Raw genomic sequence first — 12325 nt, forward strand, 5'->3', positions numbered from 1 at the left:
TGCGCCACGGTATCCAGCAAAATCAACACCTGCTGCTGATGTCAGGCCGTGATGCCAATGCCGTATTGGTTGACTGTTCCGCGCCGATATTTACCGCCTGCGAGATGACGCTGCAGGAAGTGATCGCCAAAATCGTGAAGCCGTTCGGTATCACCAATATCCGTATCGCGGCCACCAAGCCACTGACCAGCGCCAAAACCAGTATTGAGCCAGGCATGACTGCCTGGGAGGCATTGACCCAGGCAGCAGAAGCTAGCGGTCTGTGGCCCTGGACGGACCCGGACGGCACGTTGGTGATCGGTGGCCCGGATTACACCACGCCCCCGGTCGGGACACTGGTGATGAACTACAGCGGCCAGGGCAACAACATTCTGAGCATCACGCAGGATGAGTCCATCGCCCGCCGTTATTCCCAGACTACAGTCCTGGCCCAGCAACACGGTAGCGGCGACGAGGACGGACAGAATGCCATGCGCGCCTCGGTCTCCGACTCGCAAATTGCGCTCTATCGCCCAAAAATCATCGTCACTCACGATGCGCAGAGTCAGCAGGAAGTGGAGTTCCGCGCCCGTAAGGCACAGGCCGATGCACGTCTGGCGGGCTTTACGCTCACTGTCGCCGTGCGCGGGCTGCGCGCCCCGAACGGTCATCCCTGGACACCCGGCCAGCGCGTGCACGTGGTCAGCGAACCGCACGGCATCGACGCCATTTTCTTCCTGATGAAACGCAACTTCACCGGGGGCAGTTTGGGGGCTGGGGAAAAGACCACGCTTACCCTCAAGGAAGACGGGGTCTGGATACCGGACGCATATCTAATCTACTGTTTTATAGCGTTTCATACGGTTTTAAAATCACCCCTAACCCTCTGTTTTATAAGCCTGCTTTGTTCGATGCGGTTTTATAGCGTTTCATACAGTTTCGTTAAAAGTGGGGCTTGAAGTGGGGCTTGATTGGGGGCTTGGTTTTAACAAAGTGGGGCTTGCTATGATTTTTAAACAGGAAAAATGACCATGAAATTAACCGACAAAGCCTTGCGGGGCGCGGCTCCAAGGGGTAAACCGTACAAGGTTTACGATGGATACGGATTGTATGTTGAGGTGCGTCCGTCCGGGCGTAAGGTGTGGTGTTACAAGTATCGCTTTGTTAACAAAGAGAAAAAATTGACGATGGGCGACTATCCCGCCATCTCGCTGGCTGAGGCGCGGGACTTGGCGATAGATGCCCGCCGAAGTGTGGCGGCGGGTAACGACCCTGCGAGGGCCAAGCAGGAACACATGAGGTCAGAGCAGCGGGCTGAAATGAACAAATTCAGCGCCGTGCTCGCTGAGTGGCAGCGATTGCGGAAAGACCGTGTAACAGAGCGGACTCACCTCAAGCAGAGTCTGCGCATTGAACGTGACGTGCTGCCAACGCTGGGTAACATGCGGGTCACGGATATTACCCCGCTTGATGTACTGGAGTTGGTGCGGCGACTGGAGCGCAAACACGGTCAGGGTATCGCCGCCCTGAACCTGTCGTACATCACGCAGGTGTTACGCCTTGCCGTGCAAACCGGGCTCATTGAGCACAACCCGGCCAGTGAGCTTACCGGCGTGGTATCCCGGCAGGAAAAAAGCCATCGACCGGCCCTGCCAGTGGACGATATTCCCCGTTTTCTGTCTGGGCTGGATGCTTCATCCTGTCACCCTTTCACCAAGTGGGGGCTGCGCCTGTTGCTACTGACGTTCGTCCGCCCCTTTGAGCTGTGCGGGGCAGAATGGGAGGAGTTCGACGAAAAGAAACGACTGTGGCGCATCCCCGCCAGCCGCATGAAGGGGAGCAGTGACCACCTTGTGCCGCTGTCTGAGCAGGCGCTTACCATGCTGGTATCGTTGCGGGCGCTGTCAGGGAAAAGCCGTTACCTGTTCCCCAGCAGTAGCGCAGCCAAACACATCACCACCAATGCGTTAAGCACGGCCATGATTCGGCTTGGCTGGCGGGGTAAGGCTGTGCCGCACGGATTCAGGGCGCTGGCGAGTTCGGTACTCAACGAACACGGATTCAGCCCGGATGCCATCGAGCGCCAGTTAGCACACGTGGAGCGAAACAAGGTGCGAGCGGCCTACAACCGGGCGCAGTACCTGCCAGAACGTACCCGCATCATGCAGTGGTGGGCTGATTTTGTTGATGGTAGCGAAGTCTCCGGCGCGGTTGTGCCGGTCGATTTCAGGCGGGTATCCAACGCCTGAGCCGCACCACGTCTGACATGACCGCTAATCAGCGGTCTTTTTTTTGCCTGAAATAAAAAACACCTACACGCGCGAGGCTAAAAAAGGTGTAACGGTGTAACAGACTACTTTTTTATTAGTTAACTTATTGAGTATTAATACAAATATGGCGTTACACCTACTGTTACACCGGGATTGAAAAAGGTGTAACAGGTGTAACGCCGGTAATTACCCCCTGACCGGCTTCACCTCTTCGCCGCCTGCTCTATCCGGTTCAATGGCGTTCGATACGGTTTTACTGACCGTCAACGCAAGGACATTGACCATGAAACGAGATAGCGCAGCATTCACCCTGCCGGAAACCGGTCTGGTGCGAGAAAAAGACGTGTTGATCCATGTGGCCCCGGTCGCCCGTAGCACGCTGTGGCACTGGCGCAGAAAGGGGAAATTCCCCGCACCGGTCAAGATGGGCGACAACGCCAACGGCTACCGCGCGGAAGAATTGCGGGCGTGGCTGGAAAAGCTGGCCCCGGTGTTACTGAGTACGCAGGGGTAACGGCATGAATAATTTCACTGACCCGCAATTTTCCGTTGACGGATTTTCAGCAAGCGGCTATCGTTTCACCGCTGCCCCACATTGGGCAGTCGGGTTTTGCAGCCTGAACACTTGTGCGGACAACCGCAAACAATCCGTAATGCGGTATTTTTATGTCCGTGATTTGCCATGTTGCGCCAGAATTATGGTGGGACGTGGCGGGGAGGCCTTCGCGCCTGCTGGTCTCACAAGTGCCAGTCTGCAAACCCCGCCACGTCCTGCCACCCCGTTTTGCAGCGGGAGGCAGGTTGAAAAATCAACTTGTGAGGCCGTTATCATGGCTATGACCCGCTACACCCAGAATTCCCCTGAGTTTGTTTTTTATTTCCTCGCCGTGCGCCGCGCTGACCTCGACGCCGTTCCGCACCGTGAATCTGTGACCGCTCCCGATGAACTGACCGCTCGCCGCCTGTTGGCGCGTGATTTCGTGCTGCTGTTCGCTGGCCGCATCCCGGCCAAGGCGGTGCAGCATGGCTAATCGCACGCAGTATCAACCGTGGAACGACATCGACACGGCCAAGCCGGATTTTCCCTGCGACATGACAGCCAACATCCGAATGAGCGCCCCCTTGTTCACTCGCCTGCCTGCGGTGGGCGAGTGGTTTCAGGGGCTGGGTAACGGTGAACGGCTGGAGGTGGTCGCCTACTTTCAGGCTGAGCGCATCGCGCACCTGAATTGTCTGACCCGCTGCGGCACCTTCAAAACCTTCCGGCTGGCTGACTTTGTGCAGCAACATCGTCCGCTGATGCGGAATGCCATCATTGACGCGCCCCGCGTTACGGACGGCCACACACCCCGCCAGCTACTGGCCGCGCACCAACTGGCGAACACCACGCTGCACGACATGGCAACGGCACAGGAAATGTGTCATGGGCGTTGGCTGACGGTGTATCGCCGCCTGAAAATTCACGGACTTCCCACCGCCGGCCGTAACGTCAACCGCTGCCCGTTCTGCGGCGAAACCGGTAATCAACGCGGCCCCGGACTGGTCAGACTGTCCGACAAAAACAATGGCGAGATCCAGTGCATGATGTGCGGCACGCATGGCGGTGTGGTGCTCATCGCCACCGCGTTTGACGAGAGCTATGCACGTGCGGCGTGGATGGCGCTCACCGCCATTCAGTACGGCGACAGCGCACGGACGGTTATCGATGCTCAAGCGGAGGTGTGCCATGACGGCCAATAACGCAGTGGATCAACGCATTCGCGACACCCGCGCCGCCGTGGTCGGGCGCTGGCCGGTGGTGCTGGAGCGTATCGGTCTGCCCGCCAAGGCGCTGACCCGGCGCAACAAACCCTGTCCGGTGTGCGGCGGCACTGACCGGTTCAGCTTTATCGACGATGGCCGGGGCGCGTTCGTCTGCCGTGGCCTTGACCGTCAGGGCGGCGACGGGTTCGCGCTGGTCATGCACTGGCTGGGCTGTGACTTCATGACCGCCGTTGATGCCGTGGCGCACGCGCTGGGACTGGGCGGGGCTGCACCAGATTTTACCCCGGACGTTCGTCGCCCGGATATTGCCGAGACACCCCGGCCGGTAGCGCGTGACAACGGCGGTGCGCTGGCAATGTGGAACAAAGGCAAGCCGCTGACCGCGCTGTGTCCGGCGGGGCGCTACCTGCAACGCCGTGGCCTGTCCCTGTCTGACTCTTCCGAACTGCGTTACATCCACATTCTGAATTACTGGCATGACGGCGCGGTATTGGGGCGCTGGCCTGCGCTGCTGGCGCGTGTCACCAGTCCGGGCGGGGAGTTCATCGGCGTGCACCGCACCTTCCTGAACAGTGCCGGAGACAAAGCGCCGCTGGTCGATGCAGACGGCAGACCGTTACCCGCCAAGAAGCTCGCCACCGTGCGCCCCGGCGTGATGCGCGGTGCTGCCGTGCGCTTGTTCGCCCCAGAGTCCGGGCGGCTGGCGTTGGCGGAAGGTATCGAAACCGCGCTAGCGGTGCATGAGGCTACCGGCCTGCCGGTGTGGGCCTGTGTCTCGGCCTTCGGGCTTGAGCACCTCACCCCGCCGGATTCGGTGACCGATGTATTTATCTTTGCCGATAACGACGCCAGCGGCACCGGACAGCGGGCGGCAGAACGGCTAGCCCGTCGCCTGAAACGCACAGGAACGCGCACACGCGTTTTTACGCCATCAACGGTGGGTGAGGATTGGTTAGATGTATTTAAACGCGCTCGGCGCGATTTAAACGGGTTTTAAATGGGGTTCCCTGCAATGAGCAAGACAAAAAACGACATCGACACACTAAAGCACGCCGCCAGTGCGCCACCGGACGCCATGAAACCCTACTATGACGTGACGGACGGCGGACTGTACTACGTGGGTGTCACCAGTGACCGCAAAAGCGGCGCGGTGGGCTATGCCGCCCCGCTGCGGTTGTGTGACGCGCTGGAAATCGACGGGCGCGGCGTCAACGAGAACGGCGAGCATTTCCGAGTGGTGCGCTGGCTGACGCAATCCGAGCGGAGAGAAATCACGCTGGCACTGCCTGCGGCAGACATTGGCGACCGCGAGGGCTGGCGCAGCCTGAAAAAAAACGGGCTGGCTATCTCCGCCAGTCGGCAGCGGCTGGAACTGCTGGCCGATTACCTGCTGATGCACGGCAGTAAAACCCTGTACCACATCACCGATAGCGGCGGTTGGAGCGGCAGCGCCTACATTCTGCCGTCCGGGGAAATCCTCGGCACGCCAGAGCGCCCCCTGCTGTACAACGGTGACCGAAGCAACGCCGCCAGCTACAGCGCATCCGGCAGCGTTGAAGACTGGCGGCGCACGGTGGCCGCGCTGGCACAGGGTAACGCGCGGGCAATGCTGGCGATAGGTTGCGCACTGGCCGCGCCGCTGCTGCGGTTGTCCGGGCTGGAGTCTGGCGGGTTTCACCTGTTTGGCGACTCCGGCGACGGCAAGACGACCAGTGCAGCGATTGGGGCCAGTGTCTGGGGTAGCCCGGAGGGGCAAAAGCTCAGTTGGGACAGCACCCCGCTGGCGCTGTCCAATGCCGCCGCCGCCCGCAATGACGGGCTAATGTGGCTTGATGAAGTCGGGCAAGGCCGCGCTGACGATGTGGGATTGGCGGCGTACCGGCTGTTTAACGGCGTCGGCAGAATGCAGGGGGCAAAGGACGGCGGCAACCGCGCATTGAGCCGGTTTAAATCGCTGGTGTTCTCAACCGGTGAGGCCCCTCTCAATATCTTCATGGGCGCGGGCGGCAAGCGCATTCACGCCGGGCAGGAAGCCCGTTTACCGGACATTCCCGCCGATGCTGGGTGTGGAATGGGCGTATGGGAAAATCTGCACGGTTGCGCCTCACCGGGTGAATTGGCGGAAGCACTGGAGCGCCACGCGCAGGCATTCCACGGCAGCGCCGGGCGAGCCTTCTTACAGGTGGTGACAAATCAGCGTGCGGAAGTCACCGCGCAACTGCGTGAAACCCTCGACGCATGGCGGCAGAAACTCCCCGCTGATGCATCCGGGCAGGCGCGGCGTGTCACCTCACGCTTTGGGCTGGTTGCGGTGGCGCTGGAGATTGCCGGGCTGCACGGTATCACCGGCTGGCCTCCCGGCGAGGCCACCGCCGCCATTGAGCGCTGCTACAGCGCATGGCGCACCCGCAAGGGTACCGGCAAACAGGAAGACGTGAGGATTGTCGAGCAGGCGGAGGACTGGTTCGCGCTCAACGCGCTGGGGCGCTTTGTCAGCGACGAAGAGGCCAAGCGGCTGATTGGTATGGTCACTGTGCAGAACGCCGCAGGACGCCGCACCAGCACCAACGGGCGGGATGTGTATCTGGTCTTCCGTGGTGCGTTTGACAGCGAGATAGCCAGAGGGTTTGAACCATCCAAAGCCGCCAAGGTGCTGCATGAAGCTGGAATGCTCAAGCGGGACAATAACGGGAAATATCAGGTACCGGCCAGAATGCCCGGCCATAACAAAACGGTGCGGGTATATGCGTTCATGAATACCACCGCGCAGGACGGCGGCGAGCCGGAAGAGTAATTAATCACGGCACAAATAAAAAAACACCGCTGGATGATGGCGGTGTTTTTGTTTGTGTCAACGGAGGAAGTTTGAATAAACTAACGCATGAAAAAACCTACGTCAATGTGCATTCAATTTGCCACTGATAATTTTTGAAACTTGTTTGTGACTGATATTGTATTTAGGGCAGATGGTAATTGCCGCCATGCTGCCAGACATGCCGCTGCGCATCAATGAATTGTAATCCGTGATGATGCTATGATGCTTAATCGCTGAAAATGCCTTGGAGCACAGCGGGATGTATATTTCCTCACCATCAAAGTGCTCAGCCATCATCAATGCCTTATCCCGTCCAATAGCATCACAAATAAGGTTGAATCGTGGTATGCCTCTTTTATTTCTCCCTTTGGGGATTGGTAGGGTTGTGCCGCCAAAGGTAATAAAGATTTTTTTCGCCGCCTCAATGCCGATTAAATTAATAATTACCTGACCAGATTCCGGAATGAGGTGCTTAACATCGTCAAGCGTCAGTGTGTCTTTATTTTCTGACATGGCGCACCACTCCATTAATCGAGGTAAGGCGAAACAATAACGTCAACCAGGCCATAGTTCGGGTTGGGTTTCAGGTTATCCAGCGTCTCGGCCTTGGCGATGTAAAATGCCGCTTCACGGTTAGACTCACCCACCAACAGGATTTTCGGTGTAATCGCCAGCGGTCGACCGGTATCTGACTTCTGTGACTTCATGCGCGTGTACAGGTCAGAAAAGTTATCCTTGCTTAGTTCGAGTTGGCTGGCGAATGCCAGTTGCCAAAAGCTGTAGCCCATATTGCCACGACCACGAACGCCATACAGGAAGTTTTCCGTCATGAACACGTTGTAATCGCCGGGGTCATTAACCCGGTTTAGTTCGTACTTTTCGCGCAACTGCCAGATAAACGGCTTGATGGTGCGGGAGTTGTCGATAAGATACCAGGCGGGCTTTACATCTTTCGGTTCGTCTGCTTTCTGGCAGTTTGATACCAACGTTTCATTGGCGCCCACCGTTACCGGGTGCTCCTCGTCAAAGAAATACTGGCCGTCATAGCAAGTTGAAGTGAACCCTGCCTGTAGCAACTCCGCTAGTAACTGGTCTGGGTGTTGCGCCGCGGCCGCACCCATTTCGTTGACGATTTGCGGGTAGAGGCCCAATCGGTCATCGGCAATGTCATCACGGCTAATCTCAATGGTTGATTCATATTTGCGGTTTGTGAGCGCATAACCGTAAACGCTCATGCTGTTAATTACTCGCTCCCCGACCCATTCACGCAGCGATGGGAATTGACTCATCCAGCGGTAATTTTCTTCGCGCGTGGTTGATGGGATGGTTGTCGCCAGTTGCGGATAGATTGGCGTTACCCCTTCCATCCCTTGATTGAACACCATTCGAAAGCTGACGTACAAACTGTCAACGGTAGTTTTGTTTATGACCATGTTTTTTCTCTCACGCTGGTTAAGGTTCCGGCGAATAATTACAGGGTGAAAGAACATTGAAGAGTTGAAGCCGGTCAGGGGGAAAATTGCAGGCATAACACCATCCGTTACACCGAAAACCACCCCGTGTTACACCTTTTACCCCCTCAAGGTGTAACAGGTATTGTTATATTTATCAGTTAATTAAACGCCGTGTTACACCGTTACACCTGTTACATGGTTTTTTGTGCTCACAGGTGCGGGCGTGCGCGTGATACACGTTAGTGAAAAATCCGTCAATCCCCCTAATGCATTTTTCTTGCACATATTTCCCTGCGCATCACCTCACCACATCCCCGGACACCTCAACCGAAAATCGAAGGTAGGGCTGTGTGTTTTTCGCTGCGGGCAAAAAACGTAGTCGCCGCTACCGGGTGTTTTTGGCTCAGGGGTGGGGTACCTATCATTTTCGCATCCGGACAAAACACCGGTTGTTAAAAAATCGACGGAATTTAACACTGCATTAACACGACAGCAAAATGAGTTTTTTTATGATTTTTTGATAGATTCTTGCTCATTTTTGAGCGGGGAATAGCAAAGAATGGCTGAGGAATGGCAAAGATTGGTAACGCACAAAAAACAATCAAACCACCCCTGTTTTTTATCTCAAGTGGGGCTTATCTGGGGGCTTGCAGCAAAAGTACATTATTAAATTTCATTGTATATCATGCTGTTGTGAAAAATAGCTTGATACCGGACGCCTATCCGAAGCGCAAAAAACATAAAAGCAAAGACGATTGGATCGTCGTCGATAAAAACACACCGGTATATTAAGGCTGGTTATATGAACATTAAGCTGATCGACGAACGTATAAGCCGCTTCCTGGCCAAAGTCCGCCAGGCATTCCGGGGTAAGATTAACCTGGTTACCACCGCTGGCGGCGTACAGACCGCCCAGGTCGGCGGCCTGGCAGGCGAAGATTTGCCAGGTGCTGAGCTGTTCCAGCACTACGGCTTCACCAGTGCGCCGCCGGCCGGTACAGCGGCAGTCGTTATTCCCATCGGTGGGCGTACCAGCCATGGTGTTATCATCGCTACCGAGCACAGCGCCTACCGTCTGCAGGGGCTTGAGAACGGCGAGGTGGCCATCTACACCGACGAGGGGACCAGTATCGTGCTCAAACGCGGCAAGATGATTGATGTGACCTGCGATACCTACAGCGTCACCTGCAAGAACTACAACGTCAACGCGACCGACAGTGCCAAATTCACCACCCCGAATCTGGAGGCGACGGCGCAAGTTACCGCAGCCGGCACGATTAACGGCAACGGCGGCATGGCAATTAAGGGTGGCGACGGTGCCACATTTGAGGGTAATGTAAGCCAGCAATCCGGCGACTTTACCTCGAGGGGCAAGGTGATTGCCGAAAATCTGCCGGATAACCATATTCACGATACCCCGGATGGCCCGTCTGGCCCACCGCGCAAAGCCTGATATTGTCCCTCTAACCTACGTTCACTCTTCCCCCGTCCATGCCGACAGTACAGTGTTGGCATGGACGCTCTCATCGATACTCAAACCGGCGATTACACCGGCACAGCTACCACCACGCTGCAGAATGCGGTTTACCTGCGCCTGACGGTTCCGCTCGGCTCCTGGTGGGCGGACCCGACACTCGGCTCACGCCTCTACTTGCTGAAGCGGGAAAAAGACGTGGCGCGGGTGCGCACCCTGGCGCGCCAGTACGCCGAGCAGGCGCTGCAACCCATTCTCGACGATGGTCGCGCCAGCCGCATTACAGTCACTGCGCAGCACCCGGCGAACGGCTGGCTGATATTGCTGATTGAGGTGGAGCAGTCCAACGGGCAAATCATGCCATTTACCCACCGCGTAAGCGTCGCTTAAAAGGGGTTTACATGCCGCATATTATCCCCAGCGTCAGCGACATTCGCGACACTATCCTCCGAGACATCAAGAACCAGCTGCCGCAAGCCGACGTCGGCCCGGACAGTGATTTTTTTGTGCGTGCCAGCTCTGTGGCGAGTGCCGTGCGTGGCGTATACCAGGACCAGCAGTGGATTGCGCGGCAGATATTCCCCGATACCGCCGACCATGATTTTTTGCTGATGCACGCGCGGTTGCGTAACCTGACGCCGAAGCCAGCCACGCCGGCCGGTGGCCAGGCGCAGCTTAGTGGTACGCCCAACAGCCCGGTGGCCAGTGGGCTGACGTTCCGTTATGGCAACGGCCAGACAGGCACCACGCTCACCGGCGGCACGCTGGATGCCGGCGGTAAGCTGACCGTAAACGCCGCCGCCACTACAACCGGCATCGCCAGTAACGTCCCTGACGGTACGCCTGGCACGCTACTTATCGCACCCACAGGCGTCAGCTCACAAATCACGCTGAAGACCATGACTGGCGGCACGGATGATGAAAGCGACGAGTCCCTGCTGGCGCGCCTGCTGGAACTTATCCGCCAGCCACCGGCCGGCGGCAACAAGTATGACTATCACCGTTGGGCGATGGAAGTTCCTGGCGTTACGGCGGCTTACGTCTACCCGATGCGCCGTGGCCTGGGCACTGTGGATGTGGTCATTACCTCCGGCAATGACCTGCCGTCACAAGCCACCATCGACGCCGCTCAGGCGCATATCGATGACCTGCGTCCGGTCACGGCCAAAAACAGCCTGGTACTGGCCCCTACACCGCGCAGCGTAGATTTTCACATGCAAGTGGCGCTGGTCGGGCTGACACTGGCGGATGCGAAAGTCCAAATCCAGAACACCCTGGTCAGCTACTTCACGCAGTTGGCCCCTGGCGATACGGCAGTACTGTTCCAGATTGGGGCGCTGATTTCCGCCATTCCTGGTATCACCGACCTGAAAATTATCCTTCCGGCGGCGAACGTCACGCCGGTGGTCGATGAAGAACGCGTCGAATGGGTGCGCATGGGTGGTCTGATTGTGGAGCTGATGCCATGAGTTACGCCACGCTGCTTGGAAATCTTCTGCCGCCGGTGGCCTATGACCCAAACGGCGAACAGATAAAGGTTGAACACCACGCCGAAGGCAACGCCCTGCAGCAAGTAGAAGATGCTGCCCGGTGCGTCGCCCTGGGTATCGTCCCGCTGCAGATTAACGAGCTTATCCCGGACTGGGAGCGCGTCCTTGCTCTGACGCCAGCCCCGGATGCCTCGCCGCAAGAGCGCCTCACGCTGATAAAGGCGAAAATCAACACCACCGGTGGCCTGAGCCGCCCCTATTTTATCAATCTGGCCAAGAGCCTCGGCTACACCATCACCATCGATGAGCCGCAGCCATTTCGTATTGGCATCAATCGCATGGGCGACCGCCTTTACTCGCGCGACACCATCTGGATTTGGCGCGTCAACGTCCTGCATAGCGATAACCTGGTGAGCACGGCGCAATTGGAGTCGATGTTTCAGGACTTAAAGCCCGCGCATACGTTTTGCCATTTCATTTATAAAGAGGCGTGATATGCAGAATTTAATGCCGCCGGTAAATACGCCGGATAATTTATTTCACGATGGTAATGAAGCTACCGGCGTGGAGGGCACGATTTTATATGCCGACTTCATGAACGATAACCAGAGTGCTATTCGTGATATTCAGCAGGAAATGAAAAATGTTTTGGCTGACGCCGGTTTTCAGCCTGACCCCAGCAAACAAAATCAGCTATTACTGGCCATTAAAAAAATCATCGGCACTGTCGGAGGTGATGAATTTTTGCCACTAACGGGCGGCACCCTGACCGGGCCTTTGAATGCCAAGGGTTCAATTACCGTCCATGAGGACGACATCAACACCATTTCTGAATTCTTGTATACATACAATGAAGACGGTGTTGCGACGAAAAAAATCGGCATTAAAGCCATCTGCGATGCAGACGGCGCCGGCCACTGGGTCGTTGACGTCAACCCGGCAGCCAAGGGCGATAGTCGCGTACAGGCTTTAGGCATCGACGGCAAAAGCAAGCTCGTCGCGTCAATGAACGGTTTTCAGCTCTACGAAGGCACCGCGCGCGTATTCAGCCCCAACAATCCCCAACTGATGTTTGGCGT

At 57.0% G+C, this 12325-nt stretch carries 14 protein-coding genes and 1 pseudogene; 13 read left to right on the forward strand and 2 right to left on the reverse strand.

Annotated features, from left to right (window positions below):
* From ADK28_RS32210 to ADK28_RS17565, 7 genes are all read left to right on the forward strand, one after another.
* Window positions 1-938 (forward strand): hypothetical protein (locus ADK28_RS32210; RefSeq protein ID WP_053091626.1); only part of this gene is annotated, 938 nt, incomplete at its 5' end.
* A 72-nt stretch (window positions 939-1010) separates the two neighbouring features.
* Window positions 1011-2228: a tyrosine-type recombinase/integrase gene (locus ADK28_RS17540; protein WP_048796270.1), complete on the forward strand. Its 1218-nt coding sequence runs from the start codon at window positions 1011-1013 to the stop codon at window positions 2226-2228.
* Between the two features lie 304 nt (window positions 2229-2532).
* Window positions 2533-2763: a helix-turn-helix transcriptional regulator gene (locus ADK28_RS17545; protein WP_048796271.1), complete on the forward strand. Its 231-nt coding sequence runs from the start codon at window positions 2533-2535 to the stop codon at window positions 2761-2763.
* Window positions 2764-2767: 4 nt separating this feature from the next.
* Complete coding sequence (locus ADK28_RS33045; RefSeq protein WP_239686256.1) at window positions 2768-3280, forward strand: host cell division inhibitor Icd-like protein; 513 nt, start codon at window positions 2768-2770, stop codon at window positions 3278-3280.
* Complete coding sequence (locus ADK28_RS17555) at window positions 3273-3989, forward strand: hypothetical protein (protein WP_048796273.1); 717 nt, start codon at window positions 3273-3275, stop codon at window positions 3987-3989. Before ADK28_RS33045 ends, ADK28_RS17555 begins: the two co-directional genes overlap by 8 nt.
* On the forward strand, window positions 3976-5010 hold the full coding sequence (locus tag ADK28_RS17560; protein ID WP_048796274.1) for a DUF7146 domain-containing protein: 1035 nt from the start codon (window positions 3976-3978) through the stop codon (window positions 5008-5010). The genes ADK28_RS17555 and ADK28_RS17560 overlap by 14 nt, the downstream gene beginning before the upstream one ends.
* Before the next feature lie 15 nt (window positions 5011-5025).
* Window positions 5026-6807, forward strand: coding sequence for a DUF927 domain-containing protein (locus tag ADK28_RS17565; protein ID WP_161802720.1), 1782 nt, complete (start codon window positions 5026-5028; stop codon window positions 6805-6807).
* Between the two features lie 102 nt (window positions 6808-6909).
* On the opposite strand, the gene ADK28_RS17570 is transcribed toward ADK28_RS17565, so the two are convergent.
* Together ADK28_RS17570 and ADK28_RS17575 are read right to left on the reverse strand one after the other, a co-directional pair.
* Entirely contained in the window at window positions 6910-7341 is a 432-nt protein-coding gene (locus tag ADK28_RS17570) for a Mor transcription activator family protein (RefSeq protein WP_048796276.1), read from the reverse strand.
* Window positions 7342-7355: 14 nt separating this feature from the next.
* Window positions 7356-8357, reverse strand: a complete 1002-nt coding sequence (locus ADK28_RS17575; protein ID WP_204375377.1) for a Mu-like prophage major head subunit gpT family protein — start codon at window positions 8355-8357, stop codon at window positions 7356-7358.
* Between the two features lie 495 nt (window positions 8358-8852).
* Between ADK28_RS17575 and ADK28_RS31650 the strand changes: the two genes are divergently transcribed.
* From ADK28_RS31650 to ADK28_RS29285, 6 genes and pseudogenes are all read left to right on the forward strand, one after another.
* The gene (locus tag ADK28_RS31650) at window positions 8853-9074 is read left to right on the forward strand and encodes a hypothetical protein (RefSeq protein ID WP_152929721.1); all 222 of its coding nucleotides are present in this window, start codon (window positions 8853-8855) and stop codon (window positions 9072-9074) included.
* 10 nt (window positions 9075-9084) lie between these two features.
* Window positions 9085-9735, forward strand: a complete 651-nt coding sequence (locus ADK28_RS17580; protein WP_048796277.1) for a phage baseplate assembly protein V — start codon at window positions 9085-9087, stop codon at window positions 9733-9735.
* A gap of 60 nt (window positions 9736-9795) precedes the next feature.
* Window positions 9796-10146, forward strand: a complete 351-nt coding sequence (locus tag ADK28_RS17585) for a phage GP46 family protein (RefSeq protein ID WP_048796278.1) — start codon at window positions 9796-9798, stop codon at window positions 10144-10146.
* An 11-nt stretch (window positions 10147-10157) separates the two neighbouring features.
* Complete coding sequence (locus ADK28_RS17590; RefSeq protein WP_048796279.1) at window positions 10158-11225, forward strand: baseplate J/gp47 family protein; 1068 nt, start codon at window positions 10158-10160, stop codon at window positions 11223-11225.
* Entirely contained in the window at window positions 11222-11740 is a 519-nt protein-coding gene (locus ADK28_RS17595; RefSeq protein ID WP_048796280.1) for a YmfQ family protein, read from the forward strand. Before ADK28_RS17590 ends, ADK28_RS17595 begins: the two co-directional genes overlap by 4 nt.
* A 1-nt stretch (window position 11741) precedes the next feature.
* A pseudogene (locus ADK28_RS29285) lies at window positions 11742-12325 on the forward strand (hypothetical protein); the annotation flags it as partial.

The organism is Serratia sp. 506_PEND, from assembly GCF_001076875.1.
GTDB classification, from domain to species: Bacteria; Pseudomonadota; Gammaproteobacteria; order Enterobacterales; family Enterobacteriaceae; genus Serratia; species Serratia marcescens.